This window comes from Xenophilus sp., assembly GCF_044462705.1.
GTDB lineage: Bacteria > Pseudomonadota > Gammaproteobacteria > Burkholderiales > Burkholderiaceae_C > Xenophilus > Xenophilus azovorans.
In genome coordinates this window covers 1-20,151 of record NZ_JBIQNC010000076.1, presented here as the reverse complement: position 1 = coordinate 20,151, position 20,151 = coordinate 1, and the positions used below count along the sequence as shown (strand labels likewise).

The 20,151-nt window shown below is 70.7% G+C and carries 30 protein-coding genes and 1 pseudogene; 28 read left to right on the top strand and 3 right to left on the bottom strand.

Translation table 11 applies throughout. The features are described from left to right. The 14 genes and pseudogenes from ACIY1X_RS13195 to ACIY1X_RS13130 form a co-directional block, all read left to right on the top strand. Positions 1-104, top strand: a pseudogene (locus ACIY1X_RS13195) (elongation factor Tu); the annotation flags it as partial. A 10-nt stretch (positions 105-114) separates the two neighbouring features. Beyond that, positions 115-429, top strand: a complete 315-nt coding sequence (gene rpsJ / locus ACIY1X_RS13190; RefSeq protein ID WP_038203663.1) for a 30S ribosomal protein S10 — start codon at positions 115-117, stop codon at positions 427-429. Positions 430-680: 251 nt separating this feature from the next. Next, the gene (gene rplC, locus ACIY1X_RS13185; RefSeq protein ID WP_399681061.1) at positions 681-1,361 is read left to right on the top strand and encodes a 50S ribosomal protein L3; all 681 of its coding nucleotides are present in this window, start codon (positions 681-683) and stop codon (positions 1,359-1,361) included. Continuing rightward, positions 1,361-1,981, top strand: coding sequence for a 50S ribosomal protein L4 (gene rplD, locus ACIY1X_RS13180; protein WP_038203668.1), 621 nt, complete (start codon positions 1,361-1,363; stop codon positions 1,979-1,981). Before rplC ends, rplD begins: the two co-directional genes overlap by 1 nt. Beyond that, complete coding sequence (rplW, locus tag ACIY1X_RS13175; protein WP_038203678.1) at positions 1,978-2,313, top strand: 50S ribosomal protein L23; 336 nt, start codon at positions 1,978-1,980, stop codon at positions 2,311-2,313. The genes rplD and rplW overlap by 4 nt, the downstream gene beginning before the upstream one ends. A gap of 3 nt (positions 2,314-2,316) precedes the next feature. After that, positions 2,317-3,141, top strand: coding sequence for a 50S ribosomal protein L2 (rplB, locus tag ACIY1X_RS13170; RefSeq protein WP_038203685.1), 825 nt, complete (start codon positions 2,317-2,319; stop codon positions 3,139-3,141). Between the two features lie 9 nt (positions 3,142-3,150). Next, a complete protein-coding gene (gene rpsS, locus ACIY1X_RS13165) occupies positions 3,151-3,429 on the top strand; it encodes a 30S ribosomal protein S19 (RefSeq protein ID WP_399681058.1) in 279 nt (92 codons plus the stop codon). Between the two features lie 12 nt (positions 3,430-3,441). Next, a complete protein-coding gene (gene rplV, locus ACIY1X_RS13160; protein WP_130366553.1) occupies positions 3,442-3,774 on the top strand; it encodes a 50S ribosomal protein L22 in 333 nt (110 codons plus the stop codon). Positions 3,775-3,788: 14 nt separating this feature from the next. Next, positions 3,789-4,679 carry a 30S ribosomal protein S3 gene (rpsC, locus tag ACIY1X_RS13155; protein ID WP_399681057.1) on the top strand — a complete coding sequence of 297 codons (891 nt, stop codon included), beginning with the start codon at positions 3,789-3,791 and terminating at the stop codon, positions 4,677-4,679. A 30-nt stretch (positions 4,680-4,709) separates the two neighbouring features. Further along, positions 4,710-5,126: a 50S ribosomal protein L16 gene (gene rplP / locus ACIY1X_RS13150; RefSeq protein WP_038203694.1), complete on the top strand. Its 417-nt coding sequence runs from the start codon at positions 4,710-4,712 to the stop codon at positions 5,124-5,126. A 17-nt stretch (positions 5,127-5,143) separates the two neighbouring features. Beyond that, complete coding sequence (rpmC, locus tag ACIY1X_RS13145) at positions 5,144-5,368, top strand: 50S ribosomal protein L29 (protein WP_038203696.1); 225 nt, start codon at positions 5,144-5,146, stop codon at positions 5,366-5,368. Positions 5,369-5,377: 9 nt separating this feature from the next. Then, positions 5,378-5,647, top strand: a complete 270-nt coding sequence (gene rpsQ / locus ACIY1X_RS13140) for a 30S ribosomal protein S17 (protein WP_038203698.1) — start codon at positions 5,378-5,380, stop codon at positions 5,645-5,647. Positions 5,648-5,738: 91 nt separating this feature from the next. Then, positions 5,739-6,245 (top strand): peroxiredoxin, encoded by a 507-nt coding sequence (locus tag ACIY1X_RS13135; RefSeq protein WP_399681055.1) that lies wholly within the window; start codon positions 5,739-5,741, stop codon positions 6,243-6,245. Positions 6,246-6,264: 19 nt separating this feature from the next. Beyond that, positions 6,265-7,122, top strand: coding sequence for a hypothetical protein (locus ACIY1X_RS13130; protein WP_399681053.1), 858 nt, complete (start codon positions 6,265-6,267; stop codon positions 7,120-7,122). Positions 7,123-7,135: 13 nt separating this feature from the next. Here the strand turns inward: ACIY1X_RS13130 and ACIY1X_RS13125 are convergent, their stop codons facing one another. Beyond that, positions 7,136-7,732 (bottom strand): GNAT family N-acetyltransferase, encoded by a 597-nt coding sequence (locus tag ACIY1X_RS13125; RefSeq protein ID WP_399681051.1) that lies wholly within the window; start codon positions 7,730-7,732, stop codon positions 7,136-7,138. Positions 7,733-7,765: 33 nt separating this feature from the next. Beyond that, entirely contained in the window at positions 7,766-8,467 is a 702-nt protein-coding gene (locus tag ACIY1X_RS13120) for a cytochrome b/b6 domain-containing protein (RefSeq protein ID WP_399681049.1), read from the bottom strand. 187 nt (positions 8,468-8,654) lie between these two features. Here ACIY1X_RS13120 and ACIY1X_RS13115 point away from each other — a divergent pair, with 187 nt between their 5' ends. Continuing rightward, the gene (locus ACIY1X_RS13115) at positions 8,655-9,104 is read left to right on the top strand and encodes a cytochrome c (RefSeq protein WP_038203703.1); all 450 of its coding nucleotides are present in this window, start codon (positions 8,655-8,657) and stop codon (positions 9,102-9,104) included. A gap of 39 nt (positions 9,105-9,143) precedes the next feature. Here the strand turns inward: ACIY1X_RS13115 and ACIY1X_RS13110 are convergent, their stop codons facing one another. Next, on the bottom strand, positions 9,144-9,644 hold the full coding sequence (locus ACIY1X_RS13110; protein WP_399681047.1) for a TlpA disulfide reductase family protein: 501 nt from the start codon (positions 9,642-9,644) through the stop codon (positions 9,144-9,146). 71 nt (positions 9,645-9,715) lie between these two features. Between ACIY1X_RS13110 and ACIY1X_RS13105 the strand changes: the two genes are divergently transcribed. The 13 genes from ACIY1X_RS13105 to ACIY1X_RS13045 all read left to right on the top strand — a co-directional run. Then, positions 9,716-10,264, top strand: a complete 549-nt coding sequence (locus tag ACIY1X_RS13105; protein ID WP_399681046.1) for a hypothetical protein — start codon at positions 9,716-9,718, stop codon at positions 10,262-10,264. Between the two features lie 51 nt (positions 10,265-10,315). Beyond that, on the top strand, positions 10,316-11,602 hold the full coding sequence (locus ACIY1X_RS13100) for a PQQ-binding-like beta-propeller repeat protein (RefSeq protein ID WP_399681044.1): 1,287 nt from the start codon (positions 10,316-10,318) through the stop codon (positions 11,600-11,602). Between the two features lie 90 nt (positions 11,603-11,692). Next, entirely contained in the window at positions 11,693-12,154 is a 462-nt protein-coding gene (locus ACIY1X_RS13095; RefSeq protein WP_038203714.1) for a PTS sugar transporter subunit IIA, read from the top strand. Continuing rightward, the gene (locus tag ACIY1X_RS13090) at positions 12,123-12,392 is read left to right on the top strand and encodes an HPr family phosphocarrier protein (RefSeq protein ID WP_038203718.1); all 270 of its coding nucleotides are present in this window, start codon (positions 12,123-12,125) and stop codon (positions 12,390-12,392) included. Before ACIY1X_RS13095 ends, ACIY1X_RS13090 begins: the two co-directional genes overlap by 32 nt. A 25-nt stretch (positions 12,393-12,417) precedes the next feature. Beyond that, on the top strand, positions 12,418-14,202 hold the full coding sequence (gene ptsP, locus ACIY1X_RS13085) for a phosphoenolpyruvate--protein phosphotransferase (RefSeq protein ID WP_399681043.1): 1,785 nt from the start codon (positions 12,418-12,420) through the stop codon (positions 14,200-14,202). Between the two features lie 8 nt (positions 14,203-14,210). Then, entirely contained in the window at positions 14,211-14,693 is a 483-nt protein-coding gene (locus ACIY1X_RS13080) for a GNAT family N-acetyltransferase (RefSeq protein ID WP_399681042.1), read from the top strand. A 145-nt stretch (positions 14,694-14,838) separates the two neighbouring features. Beyond that, positions 14,839-15,207: a DUF4148 domain-containing protein gene (locus tag ACIY1X_RS13075; protein ID WP_399681041.1), complete on the top strand. Its 369-nt coding sequence runs from the start codon at positions 14,839-14,841 to the stop codon at positions 15,205-15,207. Between the two features lie 22 nt (positions 15,208-15,229). After that, positions 15,230-15,700, top strand: coding sequence for a Spy/CpxP family protein refolding chaperone (locus ACIY1X_RS13070; RefSeq protein WP_399681040.1), 471 nt, complete (start codon positions 15,230-15,232; stop codon positions 15,698-15,700). A gap of 110 nt (positions 15,701-15,810) precedes the next feature. Then, the gene (locus ACIY1X_RS13065) at positions 15,811-16,212 is read left to right on the top strand and encodes a DUF4260 domain-containing protein (protein ID WP_399681039.1); all 402 of its coding nucleotides are present in this window, start codon (positions 15,811-15,813) and stop codon (positions 16,210-16,212) included. A 58-nt stretch (positions 16,213-16,270) separates the two neighbouring features. Beyond that, entirely contained in the window at positions 16,271-16,972 is a 702-nt protein-coding gene (locus ACIY1X_RS13060) for a response regulator transcription factor (protein ID WP_399681037.1), read from the top strand. Next, positions 16,929-18,305 (top strand): ATP-binding protein, encoded by a 1,377-nt coding sequence (locus ACIY1X_RS13055; RefSeq protein ID WP_399681035.1) that lies wholly within the window; start codon positions 16,929-16,931, stop codon positions 18,303-18,305. The genes ACIY1X_RS13060 and ACIY1X_RS13055 overlap by 44 nt, the downstream gene beginning before the upstream one ends. Before the next feature lie 91 nt (positions 18,306-18,396). Beyond that, a complete protein-coding gene (locus tag ACIY1X_RS13050) occupies positions 18,397-19,446 on the top strand; it encodes an NADP-dependent oxidoreductase (protein ID WP_399681033.1) in 1,050 nt (349 codons plus the stop codon). Between the two features lie 226 nt (positions 19,447-19,672). After that, on the top strand, positions 19,673-20,151 hold a 479-nt coding region (locus ACIY1X_RS13045; protein ID WP_399681031.1), incomplete at its 3' end, for an ESPR domain-containing protein.

The following is a 20,151-nucleotide window of genomic DNA, read 5'->3' as shown; positions in this document are numbered from 1 at the left end:
TGAAGCTGATCGCGCCGATCGCCATGGAAGAGGGTCTGCGCTTCGCCATCCGCGAAGGCGGCCGCACCGTGGGCGCCGGCGTGGTGGCCAAGATCATCGAATAAGGACGGCACCATGGCCACCAAGCAGAAGATCCGCATTCGCCTCAAGGCGTTCGACTACAAGCTCATCGACCAGTCGGCCGCCGAGATCGTGGACACCGCCAAGCGCACCGGCGCCATCGTCAAGGGGCCGGTGCCCCTGCCGACGCGCCTGAAGCGCTTCGACATCCTGCGTTCGCCGCACGTCAACAAGACCAGCCGCGACCAGTTCGAGATCCGCACCCATCAGCGTCTGATGGACATCGTCGACCCCACCGACAAGACCGTGGACGCGCTGATGAAGCTCGACCTGCCGGCCGGCGTGGACGTCGAGATCAAGCTGCAGTGATCGGACGGCGCGCTTCGCCGCGCCGCCAGGAGCCCGCCGCGCAGGTTGCCGGCGGGCTTTTTCTTTGCCGGCCCGGCCCGGGGCGTTCCGGGGCCTTGCACAAAAAGGCGGCAACGCAGTAGAATCTCTGGCTCTGCCGAAATTGCGCGCGCTCCGGTGTGCGCATCCGGCGGGACCTTATCAACCTTCTTCCGCACCCCAAACGCTGTCGCCAATTGCAGTGGCAGCGGCGGAAGTCTTGGAGCAACAACATGAGTCAAAGCAACTCCCTCGGGTTGCTGGGCCGCAAGGTGGGCATGATGCGCCTCTTCACCGACGACGGGGACGCAGTGCCCGTCACGGTGGTGGACGTGTCCAACAACCGCGTGACCCAGGTCAAGACCGACGAGACCGACGGCTATGTCGCCCTGCAGGTGACTTTCGGCGCACGCAAGGCATCGCGCGTGACCAAGCCCGAGGCCGGTCATCTGGCCAAGGCCGGCGTCGAAGCCGGCGAAATCATCCGTGAATTCCGCGTCAGCGCCGAAACCGCCGCCCAGCACCAGCCGGGCGCCGTGATCGCCGCGCAGGGCGTGTTCGCCGCCGGCCAGAAGGTCGACGTGCAGGGCACCTCGATCGGCAAGGGCTACGCCGGCACCATCAAGCGCCACAACTTCAGCTCGCAGCGTGCGTCGCACGGCAACAGCCGTTCGCACAACGTGCCGGGCTCGATCGGCATGGCGCAGGACCCGGGCCGCATCTTCCCGGGCAAGAAGATGACCGGCCACCTGGGCGACGAGACCGTCACCACCCAGAACCTGGATGTCATCCGCGTCGACGAAGCGCGCCAACTGCTGCTGATCAAGGGTGCCATCCCCGGCGCCAAGGGCGGCTTCGTGACCGTGCGCCCCGCCGTCAAGGCCAAGCCGCAAGCGGCTGAAGGAGCGAAGTAATGGAACTCGAACTCCTGAACGAACAAGGCCAGGCTGCCGCGAAGTTCGAGGCGCCCGAGACCGTGTTCGGCCGCGCCTACAACGAGGATCTGGTGCACCAGATCGTCGTGGCCTACCGCGCCAACGCCCGCCAGGGCACCCGCGCGCAGAAGGACCGCGAGCAGGTCAAGCACTCGACCAAGAAGCCGTTCAAGCAGAAGGGCACCGGCCGCGCACGCGCCGGCATGACCTCCTCCCCGCTGTGGCGTGGGGGCGGCCGCATCTTCCCGAACATGCCGGACGAGAACTTCACCCAGAAGATCAACAAGAAGATGTACCGCGCCGGCATGGCGTCCATCTTCTCGCAGCTCGCCCGTGAAGGCCGCCTGGCGGTGGTCGATTCGATCAAGGTCGATTCGCCCAAGACCAAGGCGCTGGCTGCCAAGTTCAAGGCGATGAACCTCGAGTCCGTGCTCGTGATCGCCGAAGAAGTCGACGAGAACCTGTACCTCGCCTCGCGCAACCTGGCCAACGTGCTGGTGGTCGAGCCGCGCTACGCCGACCCGGTCTCGCTGGTGCACTACAAGAAGGTGCTGGTGACCAAGGGCGCCGTCGACAAGCTCAAGGAGATGTTCGCATGAGCCGCGTGAATCCCACCCCGGCCGAGCGCCAGTTCGACGAAGGCCGTCTCATGAACGTGCTGGTCGCCCCGATCGTGTCCGAGAAGGCCACGCTGGTCGGCGAGAAGTCGAACGCCATCACCTTCAAGGTGCTCAAGGACGCCACCAAGCCCGAGATCAAGGCCGCCGTCGAACTGATGTTCAAGGTCGAGGTCAAGGGCGTTTCCGTGACCAACATCAAGGGCAAGACCAAGCGCTTCGGCCGAAGCGTGGGCCGCCGCGACAACGTGCGCAAGGCCTACGTGACGCTCAAGCCCGGTCAGGAGCTCAATCTCGTTTCGGAGGCCGCGTAAACCATGGCCGTCATCAAGCTCAAGCCGACCACCCCGGGTCAGCGCGGTACCGTCAAGATCTCGCGCAACCACCTGCACAAGGGTGAGGGCTACGCGCCGCTGCTGGAACCCCAGTTCCAGAAGGCCGGCCGCAACAACAACGGCCACATCACGACCCGCCACAAGGGCGGTGGCCACAAGCACCACTACCGCGTGGTGGACTTCAAGCGCGACAAGGACGGCATCCCGGCCAAAGTCGAGCGCATCGAGTACGACCCGAACCGCTCCGCCCACATCGCGCTGGTGTGCTACGCCGACGGCGAGCGCCGCTACATCATCGCCCCGCGCGGTGTGGAAGCGGGCGCCACGCTGCTGAGCGGTTCGGAAGCCCCGATCCGCGCCGGCAACACGCTGCCGATCCGCAACATCCCCGTGGGCTCGACCATCCACGCGATCGAACTGCAGCCCGGCAAGGGCGCGCAGGTCGCGCGTTCGGCCGGCGCCTCGGCGACGCTGCTGGCCCGCGAAGGCGTCTACGCCCAGGTGCGCATGCGCTCGGGCGAAGTGCGCCGCGTGCACATCGAGTGCCGCGCCACCATCGGTGAAGTGGCCAACGAGGAGCACAGCCTGCGCCAGTACGGCAAGGCCGGCGCGACGCGCCACCGCGGCATCCGCCCGACCGTTCGCGGCGTGGTGATGAACCCGATCGACCACCCGCATGGCGGTGGCGAGGGCCGCACCGGCGAAGGCCGCCATCCGGTGGACCCGTGGGGCAACCTCACCAAGGGTTACCGCACCCGCAACAACAAGCGCACGCAGGTCTTCATCGTGTCGCGTCGCAAGAAGTAAGGGACAGTCATGGCTCGCTCTCTCAAGAAAGGTCCCTTCGTCGACCACCACCTCGTCTCCAAGGTCGAGAAGGCCATTGCGACGAAGGACAAGAAGCCGATCAAGACCTGGTCGCGCCGCTCGATGGTGCTGCCCGAGTTCATCGGCCTCACCATCGCCGTGCACAACGGCAAGCAGCACGTGCCCGTGTACGTCACCGACCAGATGGTCGGCCACAAGCTCGGCGAATTTGCGCTCACGCGCACGTTCAAGGGCCACCCCGCGGACAAGAAAGTCCAGAAGAAGTAAGGAGCAGAGAACATGTCTGAAACACGTGCAGTTCTCCGCGGCGTCCGCCTGTCGGTGGACAAGGGCCGCCTCGTTGCCGATCTGATCCGCGGCAAGAAGGTCGACCAGGCGCTGAACATCCTGCAATTCACGCAGAAGAAGGCCGCCGTGATCGTCAAGAAGGTGCTCGAGTCGGCCATCGCCAACGCCGAGCACAACGACGGGGCCGACATCGACGAGCTCCGCGTCAAGACCATCTATGTCGAGCAAGGTGCCACGCTCAAGCGTTTCACCGCGCGCGCCAAGGGCCGCGGCAACCGCATCAGCAAGCCCACGTGCCACGTGTACGTGACGGTCGGCAACTAAGGTCTGGAAGAAACATGGGACAGAAAATCCACCCGACCGGCTTCCGCCTCGCGGTCAGCCGCAACTGGGCCAGCCGCTGGTACGCCAACAACCGCGACTTCGCGGGCATGCTGGCCGAAGACATCCAGGTGCGCGAGTACCTGAAGAAGAAGCTGAAGAACGCGTCCGTGTCGCGCGTGCTGATCGAGCGCCCCGCCAAGAACGCCCGCATCACCATCTACTCGGCCCGTCCGGGCGTGGTGATCGGCAAGAAGGGCGAGGACATCGAGAACCTGAAGCGCGACCTGGGCAAGCAACTGGGCGTGCCGGTGGCGGTGAACATCGAGGAAGTGCGCAAGCCCGAAGTCGATGCCCAACTGATCGCCGACAGCATCACCCAGCAGCTCGAGAAGCGCATCATGTTCCGCCGCGCCATGAAGCGCGCGATGCAGAACGCCATGCGCCTGGGCGCCCAGGGCATCAAGATCATGTCCGCCGGCCGCCTGAACGGCATCGAGATCGCCCGCACCGAGTGGTACCGCGAAGGCCGCGTGCCGCTGCACACGCTGCGCGCCGACATCGACTACGGTTTCTCGGAAGCCAAGACCACCTACGGCGTCATCGGCGTCAAGGTCTGGGTCTACAAGGGCGACACGCTGGGCCGCAACGACGCTCCCTCGCTGGACAGCACCCCGCGTCCGGAAGGCGAAGAGCGCCGCGGCCCGCGCGGTCCGCGCCGTGACGGCCGCCCCGGCGACCGCCGTGGCGCGCCGCGCTCGGGCGCCCGCGGCCCGCTGGGCGGCCATGCCGCCCCGGCCGACGGCAGCGACAAGCCCGCCGAAGCGACCGACCCCACCAAGCCCGCCGTTAAGCGCGTCCGCAAAGCCGCGCCCGCTGCAGCAGCGGACGGCGCCAAGACCGAGTAATTCGGTCTTTGAGAAAGACGGAGAAATCACATGCTGCAACCCGCACGCAGAAAGTTCCGCAAGGAACAGAAAGGCCGCAACACCGGCATCGCGACCCGAGGCAACTCGGTCGCCTTCGGTGACTTCGGCCTCAAGTCGGTCGATCGCGGACGCCTGACGGCGCGCCAGATCGAAGCCGCCCGCCGTGCCATCTCGCGCCACGTCAAGCGCGGTGGCCGCATCTGGATCCGCGTGTTCCCCGACAAGCCGATCTCGACCAAGCCCGCCGAAGTGCGGATGGGCAACGGCAAGGGCAACCCCGAGTACTACGTGGCCGAGATCCAGCCGGGCAAGGTCATCTACGAGATCGTCGGCGTGCCCGAGGAACTCGCTCGCGAAGCATTCCGCCTGGCTGCCGCCAAGCTGCCGCTGCGCACGACCTTCGTGTCGCGCCAGATCGGCGCCTGATCGGAAAGGAACCGAACATGGCAACCAAGACGAAGGTCTCCAAGGCCGCCACGCTGCGCGAGAAGGACATCGCCGGCCTGCAGGCCGAGATCAAGGATCTGCAGAAGGCCCACTTCGGCCTGCGCATGCAGAAGGCCACGCAGCAGCTGAACAACACCGCCTCGCTGGGTGTGACGCGCCGCGACATCGCCCGCGCGAAGACCATCCTGGCGCAGAAGCAGGCCACCGCTGCCGCCAAGTAAGGAGTGAACATGACGGAAGCCAAGCAATCCCTCAAGCGCACCCTGGTCGGCAAGGTGGTGAGCGACAAGCGCGCCAAGACGGTGACGGTGCTGGTCGAGCGCCGCGTCAAGCACCCGATCTACAACAAGATCGTGATCAAGTCGAGCAAGTACCACGCGCACGACGAGCAGGGCGAATACCACCTGGGCGATCTGATCGAGATCACCGAGTCGCGCCCGATCTCCAAGTCGAAGAACTGGGTCGCCACGCGCCTGGTGGAAAAGGCCGCAGCGGTCTGATCCCCATGCCCGTGCCTTCACGCAAGGCGCACCCGAAACGGCCCACAATGTGGGCCGTTTTGTTTTTCGTCCCCAGCAAGGAGCTTTTCTCATGATCAAGGTCGGCGACACCCTGCCCGCAGTCACCCTGTACGAATACTCGGAAGTCGAGGGCGAAGGCTGCAGCATCGGCCCCAACCCGGTGGACGTGGCCAAGGCCGCGGCCGGCAAGACCATCGCGCTGTTCGCGCTGCCGGGCGCCTTCACCCCCACCTGCTCGGCCAAGCACGTGCCGGGCTACGTCGAGAACGCGGAGGCGCTGAAGGCCGCCGGCGTCGACGAGATCTGGTGCCTGAGCGTCAACGACGCCTTCGTGATGGGCGCCTGGGCGCGCGACCAGAAGAGCGCCGGCAAGGTGCGCATGCTGGCCGACGGCAGCGCCGACTTCGCCAAGGCCGCCGGCCTGACGCTGGATCTGGCGGCCCGCGGCATGGGCCTGCGCAGCAACCGCTACTCGATGCTGGTCAAGGACGGCAAGGTCGCCGCCCTCAACGTCGAGGCGCCGGGCAAGTTCGAGGTCAGCGACGCCGCCACCCTGCTGGCGCAGGCCAAGAGCTGAGCGACACCCGGCCCGGTCCATGCTCGATCCGTCCGCCCTGGAGGGCTTCTTCCCGGTGGTCATGACGCCGAGCCACGACGGCAAGTTCTTCCAGAACTACGTGGCGTCGATGCTGTCGTTCACGGTCGAGTGCGAGCGCCGCGGGATGCGGGTGCAGGCCTACTTCCACCAGGGAGAAAGCCTGGTGACCCGCGCCCGCAACAACTGCGTGGCCGCCTTCCTGGCGAATCCGCAGTGGACGCACCTGTTCTGGATCGACGCCGACATCGGCTTCTCGCCGGAGGCGGCGTTCCGGCTGCTGCTGTCGGACCACGACATCGCCGCCGGGGTCTATCCGCTCAAGCGCGAGCAATGGCCCGCCGAGGGCGTGCCCGCGGGCACCACCGGCGAGGACTTCCAGGCGCGCTACACGCGCTACACGGTCAACGCCGCCCCGCAGCCGGGAGCCGACCGCATCGACCTGGTGGTCGAGCCCGACGGCTTCATCCGCATGCAGGAGGCGCCTACCGGCTTCATGCTGATCAAGCGGCGCGTGTTCGAGCGCCTCATGACGGCTTACCCGGACCTGCGCTACGTGCCCGACAGCCTCGGCGTGCCGGACCAGGGGCTGCACTACCGCTTCTTCGACGTGATGGTCGATCCGCAGACGCGCCGCTACCTGTCGGAGGACTACGGCTTCTGCCGCCTGTGGAGCGGGCTGGGCGAGTCGATCCACGTGGACGCGCAGTCGCACCTCAGCCACCAGGGCGCGAAGCTGTACCGCGGCGACTTCGCGCAGTCGCTCGTGCAGGCACTGCCCTACGCCGTCGGCGGGCCGGCGGGCATGCGGCTGAACCTCGTGGGCGGCGAGCGCCTGCGCTCCAACCCGCCCGGCTGAACCGGCGCCGCGCTCAGAGATCGACCTTGAGGTAGTGCGCCCCGGCCACCGGGTTGTGGTAGTAGGGCGGCACCTCCTCGAAACCCAGGTCCTCGTAGAGGGCGCGCGCGGACTCCATGTCGTCCAGCGTGTCCAGCAGCACGCAGCCGTAGCCGGCGCCGCGCGCGGCGTCGAGCACCGCTTCCGCCAGGCGCCGGCCGAGGCCCAGCCCGCGGAAGGCCGGCCGCACGTACAGGCGCTTCATCTCGGCCGCGTTGGCGTAGTCCACCGTGTCCAGCGGACGCAGCGCGCAGGAGCCGGCGACGCGCGCCCAGCGGCCATCGGGCCGGCGCAGGCGGAGCAGGGCGTCGTCGGCGGCAGGCGCCCGGCCGCCGGGGCCCTCTTCGTCCACCAGCGCCAGCAGCAGCATGCCGCGCGGCTCGGCGTACTCGCCCGGCAGGTCGGCCAGTTCCCCGTCGAAGTCCTGGAAGGCCAGGTCGACGCTCAGCGTGGTGGCGTACTCGCGGAAGATGGCGCGGACGGCCTCGAACTCGTGCGCCGCGGTGGGCACATACAGCGTGATCTCCGGCGCATCGGACAGCGGCAGCGGCCGCGAAGTGGCAAAGTTCATCGGGTCCTCGGCGGTGGCAGCGGCGGCACGCCCTCAGCCCTGCATCGACGCCACCCAGGCCGACAGGGCGGCGCACAGCGCGAACAGCACGGCCGCGCCGAGCCGCGTGACCGCGTCGTCGCGGCTGGGCTGCAGCGGCACGGCGGGGGTCTCGGCGAGGCGCCTGTCGCCGACGACCATGGCGCGCACCAGGTCCTGCCGCTTGACCAGGGCGTAGAACAGCACCGCGGCGACGTGCAGCAGCGCCAGCCCGATCACCAGCCACTGGCCGGCGGACTTGTGCCAGTCGGTGGCGGCGCTCGACCAGGCGCCCGGCACCTTGTCGGCCAGCGGGCCGGTGAAGCTGATCGCGTCGTCGGACACCAGCCCGGTGGCCACCTGCAGCAGCAGGACGGCCAGCAGGGCGAACACGGACAGCGCGCCGAGCGGGTTGTGGCCCAGCCGGTGGGCCGGCGGCGCCTGCCCGCGCAGGTAGGCCAGGATCGCGCCGGGCCGGTAGACGAAGGCCGCGAAGCGCGACCAGCGCCCGCCGGCGAAACCCCAGAGCACCCGGAACAGCAGCAGCGCCATGACCGTGTAGCCCAGCCGGAAGTGCCACTCCATCGCGCCGGCCTTGGCGGTGGCCACCAGCGCCACGACCGCCGCGGCCAGCATCCAGTGGAACAGGCGCGTCGGCAGGTCCCAGACGCGCAGCGCGGGGAGGGGGGAAGGGGCGGGCTCGGCGGCGGTCGGCATTCGGGTGCGGCAGGGCGGCGGGCCGCCTTGCGGGAACTCGGCGCCCGCCAGATTAACAAAACTGCGCGCCGGAGCGCACTGTCCGACGCCAGGGCAAGGGCTTGTCCCAGGTGCCCGGCCCCCGCCTCCTACACTGCCGCGGCCGCCGCGGCGGCGTCCTCCCCGTCCCGACAAGAAGGAAGCCACGATGTCCCGTTCCGCCCTCTTTGCCGCCTGCCTGGGCCTCCTGGCCAGCACCGCCGTGCCGGCCCAGCCCACCACCTTCGCCACGCCGAAGGACGCCATCAAGTTCCGCCAGTCCACGCTCAAGGAGATGCAGCAGAACTTCAAGCGCGTGGCCGACATGGCCAGCGGCAAGGCCGACTTCGACGCCAAGCTGGCCGAGACGAGCGCGGCCCGCGCGGCGGAGCTGATCCAGTTGCCCTGGGCGGCCTTCGGCCCGGGCACCGAGGGCGGCAAGGCGCTGCCGGCCGTCTGGTCGGAGCCGGAGAAGTTCAAGGCCGCGCAGCTGCGCGGGCAGGAGGAGGTCGGCAAGCTGGCCGCCGCGGCCCGCACGGGCGACCTGGCCGCCATCAAGGCGGCCATCGGCAGCGCAGGCGCGGCCTGCAAGAACTGCCACGACAGCTTCAGGGATTGATCGTCTCTGCCCCGGCGGGGCGGGCCGGGCAGCGCCGGCTCAGGCCTCGGCCAGCAGCTTCTCGATCAACTGGTGCAGCTCGGCGAAGTCGGGCTCGCCCACGTAGCGCTTGACGATCTGCCCGCGCTTGTTGACCACGTAGGTGGTGGGCGTGAGCTGCACGTCGCCCCAGGCCTTGGCCACCGCGCCGGTGTTGTCGATGGCCACCTTGAAGGGCAGCTTGCGCGTTTCGGCGAAGTTGACGACGTAGCTGGGCGGGTCGTAGCTCATCGCCACGGCCAGCGTGTCGTAGCCCCGGTCCTTGTACTTGTCGTAGGTGGCGATCACCTTCGGCATCTCGGCCACGCAGGTCACGCAGCTGGTGGCCCAGAAGTTCACCAGCGTCACCTTGCCCTTGAGGTCCTCGGTGGTCTGCCGGCTGCCGTCCAGCAGCACGAAGGTGGCCGGCGGCGCGGGCGAGGCGCCCATCGTCGCGTACACCCCGGCGCCCACCGCCAGGGCGGCGACGAATGCGGCAACATAGAGGGCTCTGGTCTTCATGGCGTCCGGTCGATGAGGCGGCGTGGATTTTAGTTCCGCGGCCTCGGCCTTGCCGGGCGCCGGCTCATCCCTTGTTGTCTACCGTGCCGTTCCTCTCGCATCTGCGCCGCCCCGGCCCGCTGGCCGCCGCCCTGCTGGCCTGCGCGCTGGCCGCCTGCAGCCCCGTCTTCAACTGGCGCGAGGTGCCCTTCGACGGCGAATTGACGCTCCTCCTGCCCTGCAAGCCCGACCGGGCGCAGCGCACCCTGCCGCTGGGCGAGGCCGCCGTGCCGCTGGACATGATCGGCTGCGAGGCCGGCGGCGCCACCTTCGCGCTGGCGCGCCTGCCCGCCGGCGACCCGGCCCAGGCCCGCCTGCGCGCCGAGGCCTGGCGCGCCGCCGCCCGCCGCCCGTGGGCCGGCGCGCAGTTGAGCGAGGCGCCCATCACGCTGCCGCGCGCGGCCGAGGCCCCGGCGCCCGTCGAACTCGTCGCGCACGGCCCCGCGGCCGAGGCCCGGATGCGCTGGTTCGCCCATGCCGACGCGCGCGGCGCGCTGACCCTCTACCAGGCCACGGTGCTGGGCCGCCCCTCGGAGGCCGACGCCGCGGCCACCTTCTTCGAGGGGCTGAAGCTGCGCTGAGCCGGCACCGGCCCGCCAACCACCAACGACAACCACAGGGAGGATGCATCCATGCTGAAGAAGATCGCAGGAACACTGGCCCTGGCGGCCATGGCCGCCGGCCTGCTGGCCTGCCGGGACCGGGCCCCCGAAGCGGCCGCGCCGCCGTCGCAGCCCGCCGGCGGAAGCCTGGTCGTGGCCAGCGAGGGCCGGCTGACCCGCTTCGACCTCGACACCGCGTCCGTGCAGTGGAGCCACGGCTCCAAGGCCGACGCCGAGGGCAACCGCAACACCTTCGCCCACGACGGCAGGACGATCTACCTGCCCTTCGAGAGCGGCAAACTCGTCGCCTTCGACGCCGCCACCGGCGAGGTGCGGTGGACGCATCTGGCCAACACCGCCCATGGCGCCGCCGATGCGGTCGCGGACGGCGAGGGCGAGGTGACGATCGACCCGGCCAACCGGCCCTATTACCTGTCGCGCCCGCTGATCGACGGCGACCTCCTGTACATCGCCAGCGCGGGGCAGCCGCACCGCTTCGAGCCCCGCTTCACCGTCGTGGACAGGCGCGACGGCAGCCTGGTCGCGAGCGAAGGCATCGAAACCAACTTCAACCTCTTCGCGCCCGTGCTGTGCCGCGGCCACGTCTTCGTGAACTCGGCCGTCTACCTGAGCAAGTACACCCGCCAGGGCGTGGCCACCAGCTACGGCCTGCACGACGAGTCCGCCTTCGAGGCGCCGCTGTACGCGCAGATGCAATGCGACGGCAAGACGCTCTACCTGGGCGACGAGCGTGGCCGGTTCTACGCGCTGCCGCTCGACGCCGACGCCAACGTGGACGGCGGGGGCGACATCATGGACCCGCAGAACTCCTTCACCGGCCGGCCGCAGGTGTTCCGCTGGACCTACCGGTCGGAGGCCTATCCGCGCCTGGCGGGCAGCGACAACGGCAGCACCGCGCTGGCCGGCGGGACGCTGGTCGTCGGCGTGCGCCAGGAGGACGAGACGCGCGACGCGCTGGTCGGCCTCGACGCCGCCGGCGGCAAGGAGCGCTGGGTCTACGCGCCCGGCCAGCCGATCCGGCAGTGGACGGCCGACCAGGCCGGCGTCATCGGCGACACCGGGGCCTTCGTCTTCGTGCTCGACCTGCAGGGGCGGGAGCAGGCCCGGTACCCCGTCGATCCCGGGCTCAGGCCGCTGTCCAACGTGGTGGCGATCGGCGGCGGCGATCTGGCCTTCGCCACCGAGCAGGGCATCGCGGTGATCGACCGCGCGAGTCGGACGACGCGGCTGAAGATCGCCCACCCCTTCGCGCGCAACGCGCACGACACCAGCCATGTTGCCTACTTTGCGAAATAGGTCCCTCGGCGGGCCCGCCGCGCGCCGCCGGCGGGCCGGGGTTTCGACGGAGGCGCCCGTATGATGGGAGGCGCTTCTCCCCGCCGCTGCATGAACAGCATCCTCCTCGTCGCCCACGCGCCCCTGGCCCAGGCCCTGCGGCAGTGCGCCCTCCATGTCTTTCCCGACGCCGACGCCTGGGTGACGGCGCTCGACGTGCTGCCCAACGTGCCGCCGGAGGAAACGCTCGGCGCCGCCCGCATCATCCTGGCGCAGCAGCTCGGCCGCGCCCCGCGCGCGCAGGTGCTGGTGCTGACCGACGTCTTCGGCGCCACGCCCTGCAACGTGGCGCAGCAGTTGGTGGACGGCGTGCGCTCGCGCCTGGTGGCCGGCGTCAACCTGCCGATGCTGCTGCGCGCGGTGACCTACCGCCACGAGCCGCTGGAGGCCCAGGTGCAGCGTGCCATCGCCGGCGGCACGGCCGGCGTGATGCAGGTGGCGGTGGCGGCGCCGCCCCAGAACCAGGCCAGAAGAAAGCACAGTGATCAAGACATCCGTGACCATCAGCAATAAGCTGGGCCTGCATGCCCGCGCCTCGGCCAAGCTCACCAAGCTGGCCGGCAGCTACCCGTGCGAGGTGTGGATCACGCGCGGCGAGCGGCGCGTCAACGCCAAGAGCATCATGGGCGTGATGATGCTGGCCGCGGGCCTGGGCGCCACGGTGGAGCTGGAGACCGACGGCCCGCAGGAGCAGCAGGCCATGGACGCACTGGTGGCGCTGATGAACGACAAGTTCGGCGAGGGCGAGTGAGGGCCGTGGCCATGGGAGCGGCGCCATGACCATCGCCATCCACGGCCTGCCGGTCGCGCGCGGCATCGCCATCGGGCGGGCGGTGCGGGTGCTGTCCAGCCGCGTCGACGTGGCGCACTACTTCATCAAGCAGGAGGAAGTGGCGGCCGAGATCGACCGCGTGCGCGCCGCGCGCGACGCCGTGGCCGAGGAACTGCGCCGCCTGCACGGCAGCGTGGCGCAGATGGCGCCCAAGGACGCGCCGCACGAGCTGGGCGCCATGATCGAGGTGCACCAGATGATGCTGCAGGACGAGGTGCTGTCCGAAGGCGTCAAGCACTGGATCACCGAGCGCCTGTACAACGCCGAATGGGCCCTCACCACGCAGCTGGAGGTGGTGGCGCGCCAGTTCGACGAGATGGAGGACGAATACCTGCGCGAGCGCAAGGCCGACCTGGAGCAGGTGGTCGAGCGCCTGCTGCGCCAGATGAAGGGCACCGCCGCCGTGCTGGCGCCGCCGCCGCCCAAGCGCCGCGCGCGCGGCGAGGATGATGCCGAGGGCGAAGACGGCTTCGATGCGCCGCTGGTGCTGGTGGCGCACGACCTGTCGCCGGCCGACATGCTGCAGTTCAAGAAGAGCGTGTTCGCCGGCTTCGTCACCGACGTGGGCGGCAAGACCTCGCACACCGCGATCGTGGCGCGCAGCATGGACATCCCGGCCGTGGTGGGTGCGCGCGGCGCCAGCCAGATCGTGCGGCAGGACGACTGGGTCATCATCGACGGCGACGCCGGCGTGGTGATCGTCGACCCCTCGCCCATCATCCTGGCCGAGTACGGCTTCAAGCAGCGCCAGGGCGAGCTGGAGCGCGAGCGCCTGTGGCGGCTGCGGCACAAGAGCGCCGTCACGCTCGACGGCCAGCGCGTCGACCTGCTGGCCAACATCGAGCTGCCGGAAGACACCGAGGGCGCCGTCAAGGCGGGCGCGGTCGGCGTGGGGCTGTTCCGCAGCGAGTTCCTCTTCATGGGCCGCGAGTCGCGCAGCCTCACGCGCCTGCCCGACGAGGACGAGCAGTACGCCGCCTACGTGCGCGCCGTGGAGGGCATGCGCGGCATGCCGGTGACCATCCGCACCATCGATATCGGCGCCGACAAGCCGCTGGACGGCAAGGCCGCGCGGCCCGAGTACCTGAACCCGGCGCTGGGCCTGCGCGCGATCCGCTGGAGCCTGGCCGAGCCGGCGATGTTCCTCACGCAGGTGCGGGCCATCCTGCGGGCCGCCGCGCACGGCGAGGTGCACCTGCTCATCCCCATGCTCGGCCATGCCGGCCAGATCCGGCAGACGCTGGCGCTGATCGACCAGGCCCGCGCCGACCTGGACGCGCGCGGCGCGGCGCACGGCCGCGTGAAGCTGGGTGCCATGATCGAGGTGCCGGCCGCGGCGTTGACGGTGGACCTGTTCCTGCGCCACTTCGACTTCCTGTCCATCGGCACCAACGACCTGATCCAGTACACGCTGGCGATCGACCGCGCCGACGAGGCCGTCGCGCACCTGTACGACCCCTGCCACCCGGCGGTGCTGCGTCTGGTGGCCGACACCATCGCCGCCTGCCGCGCGGCGGGCAAGGGCGTGAGCGTGTGCGGCGAGATGGCGGGCGACGTGAGCTTCACCCGCCTGCTGCTGGGCCTGGGGCTGCGCAGCTTCTCGATGCATCCCTCGCAGATCCTGGCCGTCAAGCAGGAGGTGCTGCGGGCCGACACGACCCGGCTGGGGCCCTGGGCGCAGCAGGTGATCGCCTCGGACGATCCGGCGGCGATGCTGGCCGAGGGCTGAGCCGCTCCGTGCGCCGCCCCGCCCGTCCCGACGACCTGCGCGCCGTGCACGCGATCTACGTGCACGAGGCCGTCTCGCCCTTCCTCACCTACGAGCCGATGCCGCTGGCCGGCTTCGAGCCGCTGTTCGCGGAGATGCTTGCCAGCGGCTGCTTCCACGTGTGGGAGGCGGATGGCGAGGTGGCCGGCTTCTACCGCATCACGCGCTACCCCGGCCGCGCCAGCCACGTGGCGATGCTGGGCACGCTGGCCGTCGATCCGCGCCGCCACGGGCAGGGCATCGCGCAGGCCATGATCGGCGACGCGATCGAGCGCCTGCGCGCCGAGGGCGTGCGGCGCGTGGAGCTCTTCGCCGAAAGCGACAACCCGCGCGCGCTGCGCTTTTACGCCCGCATGGGCTTCGTGCACGAGGGCACGCTGCGCCGCTTCTACAAGCGCGCCGGCGACGAGGACTTCGTCGACGAGCACGTGCTGGGCCTGCTGCTGGACTGACCCGCACCCGGCGGCGTGCAAGCAAGCTTCCACACGCGCCGCAAAGAAACGAAACACAACGCGACCGCGGTGAAAACCGCCGCAGCCGCCGTCCGCGCACGATCAGGGCTCCTTCAACCCGATCTCTTTTTCTGGAGCACCTGTCATGAACGTCCGCGCCCGCTTCCTCGCCGTTTCCGCCCTCGCCCTGCTGGGCGCCACCGCCGCGCAGGCGGAGGCGTACGAGGGCGTGCAGGCCCCCGTCTCGGCGCTCGACCGCGCCGCCGTGCATGCCGAGGCGGTGGCCGCCGCGCACGCGCCCAACCAGAACGTCCCGTCCGGCTCGGTGGTGCTCGCCCCGCTGCCGCAGTCGCGCGACCGCCTGCAGGTGCAGGCCGAGGCGGTGCGCGCCGCCTATGCGCCTGACCAGAACGTCACGCCCGGCTCGCGGGTGGACAGCCAGGTCGCCTCCACCCTGCCCAATCCCGCGGACCTGCGTGCCGCCGGCGGCAGCCAGCCGGCCCGCCGCTTCTGAGCGGCCCTTCGAGGAGACAGCCATGAAAGCCTGGATCCGACGCGGCCTGCTCGGGCTCTTCGGTGGCGCGCTGGTGGCCGGCAGCCTGGCCGGCTGCGCGGGCCACCACCGCCACGGCTGGGGCAGCAGTGCCGACAGCGCCGAGTTCCGCGAGCGCATCGTCGAGCGCATGAGCAGCCGGCTCGAACTCGACGCCGCGCAGCGCGCCAAGCTCAACGTGCTGGCCGACAAGCTGCAGGTGCAGCGCAAGGCGGTGCGCGAGGCCGGTGGCGGCGGCGAGCCGCGCTCGCAGTTCAAGTCGCTGTTCGCCGGCGACCGGCTCGACCGCCAGCGCGCCGCGCAGCTGGTCGACGAGAAGACCGCCGCCGTGCGTGCCGGCAGCGCCGACGTGATCGCCGCCGTGGGCGACTTCTTCGACAGCCTCAACCCCGCGCAGCAGCAGAAGGTGCGCGAATTCATGGACCGCGGCGGCCGCCGCTGGGGTAGAACTTGACCACCCCCGTTTGGCCGGCCTCACTTCGTGTGGCCGACCCATACCCCCTCGAGGGGGCAACACCAGCGGCCCGGCAAAGCCGGTTCCGCGGTGTTCCCCGCAACGACCGAGTGTCCGGCGACGGCGACGATGGAGCCACCCACGGCGGCGTTCGTACGATCCTCCGGCTGGAGGGGCTGGCGATCCTCGTGCTCGCCGTGGCGGCCTATGCGCAATTCGGTGCCGGTTGGGGCAGCTTCGGGCTGTTCTTCTTCGCGCCCGACCTGGCGCTGCTCGGCTACCTTGGCGGCTCGCGCCTGGGTTCCGTCCTTTACAACGCGACGCACAGCCTCGTCGGACCGGTGCTGCTGGGGGCAGCAAGCCTTGTCTTCGCGGCCCCGGCCGCGATGGCTGTTGCGCTTGCGTGGACCGCCCACATCGGCTTCGACCGCGCGCTGGGCTACGGCCTCAAGTACGCGCAGGGCTTCGGCTTCACCCACCTGGGGCGGCTCGGCCCGCGCGACCCGTGGTGAGCGGATGCCTTCGGGACTCATGCTCGCCGCCCTGTGGCACCCGTCGCACAATGCCGTCATGCCGCGCATCCTGCTGATCGACGACGACGTCCACCTCGCGCCGCCGCTGACGACCTACTTTGCGCGCTTCGACTGCACGCTCGACAGCGCCCAGCGGCCCAGCGAGGGCCTGGCCCGGCTGCGCGCCGGCGACTACGACGCCGCCATCCTCGACGTCATGCTGCCCGAGATGGACGGCTTCGCGCTGTGCCGGCAGATCCGTGCCGAGCCCGGCATCGGCGACATCCCGATCGTGATGCTCACCGCCCGCGGCGAGGTGATGGACCGCGTGGTCGGCCTCGAGCTCGGCGCCGACGACTACCTGCCCAAGCCCTTCGAGCCGCGCGAGCTGGTGGCGCGGGTGCAGACCATCCTGCGGCGCCAGCGGGCCCGCCCCGCCGCTGCCGCGCCGGCGCAGCGGCTGGTGTTCGACGGCCTGGCCATCGACCTGGACCGGCGCGAGGTGCAGCGCCACGGCGAGGTGCTGGAGCTGACCGGCACCGAGTTCGAGCTGCTGGCGCTGCTGGCCTCCGAGCCCGGCAAGGTCTTCGGCCGCGACGACATCCTCAACCGCCTGCGCGGCCACGAGGCCGAGCTGTACACCCGCGCGGTGGACATCGTCGTCAGCCGCCTGCGCCGCAAGCTGGAGCCGCTGGAGTGCATCAAGACCCTGCGCAATGCCGGCTACGCGCTGGCCGTGGCGCCGCCGCCGGCGGCATGAGTCGGCCTTGAGAGCGCGTCCGTCCACCCGGCCGCCGGCACGCCGGCAATGGCGCCGCTCGCTGCGCGTGCGGCTGGTGATGTGGTTCGTCGTGCTGGCACTGGTGATGGCCGGCGTCTTCGTCGGCGGGATGAAGCACTCCTTCTCCACCGGCTGGGGCGCGGTGGCGCAGCCGCTGCTGCTGGACTACGAGGACCGCATCGTCGCCGAGCTGGGCACGCCGCCCGACGTGGGCCGCGCCCAGGCGCTGGTGGCGCGCCTGCCCATCACGCTGCGCATCGAGGGACCGGTGGTGAACTGGGATTCGCATCCCGGCCTGCGCCAGCCCGACTTCTTCCACCGCGGCGACGGCGACGACACGCAGGACCGCTGGTACGTGCGCCACTCGGCCGACGGCCACCGCGTCACCTTCGGCTGGGCGCCCAAGATGTGGGACACGGCGCCGCGCGCTGCCGGCTGGCGCACCCTGGGCCTGCTGCTGCTGGTGGTGCTGCTCGTGTACGCCGCCATCAGCCGGCTGCTGCGCCCGCTGATCGACATCCGCCAGGGCGCCGAACGCTTCGGCAGAGGCGCGTTCGACCAGCCGATCCCGGTGCGCGGCTGCGACGACCTGGGCGAGCTGGCCCAGCGCATCAACACCATGGCGCGCGACATCCAGGCCATGCTCGATGCCAAGCGCACGCTGCTGCTGGCCGTCAGCCACGAGCTGCGCTCGCCGCTCACCCGCGCCCGCCTCAACGCCGAGCTGCTGCCCGAGAGCCCCGAGGGCGCGGCCGAGCGCGAAGCCCTGCTGCGCGACCTGAACGAGATGCGCGACCTGATCAGCGACCTGCTGGAAAGCGAGCGGCTGGCCAGCCCGCATGCCGCCCTGCAGCGTGAGCCGGTGCAACTGGAGGCCCTGGCGCGCGAGGTGGTCGACGAACTGCACGCGCGCGGCGTGCCCGGCGCGCAGGCGGTGCGGATCGACGCCGCCGAGCCGCTGCCGGATCTGCCGCTGGACCGCGCCCGCGTGCGCCTGCTGCTGCGCAACCTGCTGGACAACGCCCTGCGCCACGGCGCCGTCGCCGGGCAGGCGCCGGTGCTGCGCCTCGCCCCGGCGCCGGACAGCGCGGGCGTGTGCATCGAGGTGCGCGACTTCGGCCCCGGCGTGCCCGAGGAGCAGCTCGCCCGCCTGGCCGAGCCCTTCTACCGCCCCGACAGCGCCCGCACCCGCGCCGCCGGCGGCGTCGGCCTGGGCATGTACCTGTGCCGGCTGGTGGCGCAGGCGCACGGCGGCACCTTGTCGCTGCGCAACGCGCGGCCGGGGCTGGCGGTCGAGGCCGAGCTGCGCTGACGCCGCCTGTCGCCTTGGGCACCGTGCACGGCATGGCGGCGCGGCTAGCATGGCCGTCGCCGCCGACAGGCCCCCTCCAGGAGACACCGCCATGACCGCCAGCGCCGCCACCATCAACCGCCAGTTCCGCCTCGCCAGCCGCCCGCAGGGCGCCGCCACGCGCGAGAACTTCAGCTTCACCGAGGCGCCCGTGGGCGAGCCTGCCGAGGGCGGCGTGCTCGTGAAGACGCTGATGCTCTCGCTGGACCCGGCCATGCGCGGCTGGATGAACGAGGGCCGCAGCTACATCCCGCCGGTGGGCATCGGCGAAGTGATGCGCGCGGGCGGCATCGGCCGCGTGGTGGCGTCGCGCAACCCGGCCTTCGCCGAAGGCGACGTCGTCTACGGCGTGCTGGGCGTGCAGGAGCATGCGCTCGTGCCCGCCGACCAGATCAAGGCTGCCGGCCTGGCGAAGATCGACCTGCGCCTGGGCACGCCGGGCCAGTGGCTCAACGTGCTGGGCATGCCGGGCATGACCGGCTACTTCGGCCTGCTCGACGTGGGCCTGGCCAAGGCCGGCGACACGGTGGTCGTCTCCGGCGCGGCCGGCGCGGTCGGCCAGACGGTGGGCCAGCTCGCGAAGATCAAGGGCTGCCGCGCCGTCGGCATCGCGGGCGGCGCGGCCAAGTGCGAGTGGGTCGTCAAGGAACTGGGCTTCGACGCCTGCATCGACTACAAGGCCGGCCCCGGCGCCGTGCGCGAGGGCCTGAAGGAACACGCCCCCAAGGGCGTGGACGTCTACTTCGACAACGTCGGCGGCGAGATCCTCGACACGGTGATGGCCCGGCTCGCGCGCAAGGCGCGCATCGTCATCTGCGGCGCCATCAGCCAGTACAACAACGCCAACAGTGCGCCCGCCGCCGGGCCGAAGAACTACCTGAGCCTGCTGGTCAACCGCGCGCGCATGGAAGGCATGGTGGTCTTCGACTATGCCGACCGCTACCCGCAGGCCATCGCCGAGCTGGCCGGCTACCTGAAGGACGGCCGCATGAAGAGCCGGGAGGACGTGGTCCAGGGCCTGGAGAACTTCCCCGAGGCGCTCGGCCGGCTCTTCACCGGCCAGAACTTCGGCAAGCTGGTGCTCGAAGTCGCGCGCGACTGAGCGCCGCAGGGCGGACGCCAGCCGCCCTTTTCCTGCATTCGCCCTTCGACGACGGCGCATCGCCGGCCGTCGTGCCGTGCCGTGCGCGCACCGGATTCGGGCAAGTTTTCGTCAAGATGTTAACTTTAGTATTTAATAAGAAAGTAACATCGCATACCTTGACTCCCCAGGGAAGGCCGTGACGGCGGGGAGTTCGGGCCATGACCTTGACGGAGCTTGCTTTCAGATGAACCGAATCCATCGCATCGTTTTCAACCGATCCACCGGCCATTGGCAGGCGGTGAGCGAGACCGCCCGTGGCCACGGGCGCGGCGGCAGCACCCGCAAGGCGGTCCTGCAACGCCTCGGCCTGGCCGCCGCGGGCGTGGCCCTGGCCCTGCCCGCATGGGCGGGCGCCGGCGGCCAGGGCGGCACCCCGACGCCGCTGGGCTACGTGGTCTACGGCGGCGCGGGCGGCAGCGACGGCCAGGGCGGCCAGGGCGGCTTCAACGACGATACCTTGAACACGCAGGGCGGCGCGGGCGGCCATGCGGGCCCTGGCGGTCCGACGGCCGGCGCAGCTGCGTCCGGTGCGGGCGTGGGCCCGAGCGGCGCCGGCGGCGCGGCCGGCACCAGCGGCGCGCCGGACGGACAGGCCGGCGGCTCCGAGACCGGCGGCGGCGGCTTCGGCGGCGGCGGCGGGGGCGGCTTCCACGGCGCAGCCGA

Bases quoted from the DNA above. Each gene is read 5' to 3' on its own strand.
- ACIY1X_RS13050 (WP_399681033.1), top strand. From the start codon at position 18,397: ATGACCGCCAGCGCCGCCACCATCAACCGCCAGTTCCGCCTCGCCAGC.
- rpsC (WP_399681057.1), top strand. From the start codon at position 3,789: ATGGGACAGAAAATCCACCCGACCGGCTTCCGCCTCGCGGTCAGCCGC.
- ACIY1X_RS13095 (WP_038203714.1), top strand. From the start codon at position 11,693: ATGAACAGCATCCTCCTCGTCGCCCACGCGCCCCTGGCCCAGGCCCTG.
- rpmC (WP_038203696.1), top strand. From the start codon at position 5,144: ATGGCAACCAAGACGAAGGTCTCCAAGGCCGCCACGCTGCGCGAGAAG.
- ACIY1X_RS13135 (WP_399681055.1), top strand. From the start codon at position 5,739: ATGATCAAGGTCGGCGACACCCTGCCCGCAGTCACCCTGTACGAATAC.
- ACIY1X_RS13130 (WP_399681053.1), top strand. From the start codon at position 6,265: ATGCTCGATCCGTCCGCCCTGGAGGGCTTCTTCCCGGTGGTCATGACG.
- rpsJ (WP_038203663.1), top strand. From the start codon at position 115: ATGGCCACCAAGCAGAAGATCCGCATTCGCCTCAAGGCGTTCGACTAC.
- ptsP (WP_399681043.1), top strand. From the start codon at position 12,418: ATGACCATCGCCATCCACGGCCTGCCGGTCGCGCGCGGCATCGCCATC.
- ACIY1X_RS13060 (WP_399681037.1), top strand. From the start codon at position 16,271: ATGCCGCGCATCCTGCTGATCGACGACGACGTCCACCTCGCGCCGCCG.
- rpsS (WP_399681058.1), top strand. From the start codon at position 3,151: ATGGCTCGCTCTCTCAAGAAAGGTCCCTTCGTCGACCACCACCTCGTC.
- ACIY1X_RS13070 (WP_399681040.1), top strand. From the start codon at position 15,230: ATGAAAGCCTGGATCCGACGCGGCCTGCTCGGGCTCTTCGGTGGCGCG.
- ACIY1X_RS13110 (WP_399681047.1), bottom strand. From the start codon at position 9,644: ATGAAGACCAGAGCCCTCTATGTTGCCGCATTCGTCGCCGCCCTGGCG.
- ACIY1X_RS13075 (WP_399681041.1), top strand. From the start codon at position 14,839: ATGAACGTCCGCGCCCGCTTCCTCGCCGTTTCCGCCCTCGCCCTGCTG.
- rplP (WP_038203694.1), top strand. From the start codon at position 4,710: ATGCTGCAACCCGCACGCAGAAAGTTCCGCAAGGAACAGAAAGGCCGC.
- rplW (WP_038203678.1), top strand. From the start codon at position 1,978: ATGAGCCGCGTGAATCCCACCCCGGCCGAGCGCCAGTTCGACGAAGGC.
- rpsQ (WP_038203698.1), top strand. From the start codon at position 5,378: ATGACGGAAGCCAAGCAATCCCTCAAGCGCACCCTGGTCGGCAAGGTG.
- ACIY1X_RS13115 (WP_038203703.1), top strand. From the start codon at position 8,655: ATGTCCCGTTCCGCCCTCTTTGCCGCCTGCCTGGGCCTCCTGGCCAGC.
- ACIY1X_RS13125 (WP_399681051.1), bottom strand. From the start codon at position 7,732: ATGAACTTTGCCACTTCGCGGCCGCTGCCGCTGTCCGATGCGCCGGAG.
- rplB (WP_038203685.1), top strand. From the start codon at position 2,317: ATGGCCGTCATCAAGCTCAAGCCGACCACCCCGGGTCAGCGCGGTACC.
- rplD (WP_038203668.1), top strand. From the start codon at position 1,361: ATGGAACTCGAACTCCTGAACGAACAAGGCCAGGCTGCCGCGAAGTTC.
- ACIY1X_RS13100 (WP_399681044.1), top strand. From the start codon at position 10,316: ATGCTGAAGAAGATCGCAGGAACACTGGCCCTGGCGGCCATGGCCGCC.
- ACIY1X_RS13055 (WP_399681035.1), top strand. From the start codon at position 16,929: ATGCCGGCTACGCGCTGGCCGTGGCGCCGCCGCCGGCGGCATGAGTCG.
- rplC (WP_399681061.1), top strand. From the start codon at position 681: ATGAGTCAAAGCAACTCCCTCGGGTTGCTGGGCCGCAAGGTGGGCATG.
- ACIY1X_RS13120 (WP_399681049.1), bottom strand. From the start codon at position 8,467: ATGCCGACCGCCGCCGAGCCCGCCCCTTCCCCCCTCCCCGCGCTGCGC.
- rplV (WP_130366553.1), top strand. From the start codon at position 3,442: ATGTCTGAAACACGTGCAGTTCTCCGCGGCGTCCGCCTGTCGGTGGAC.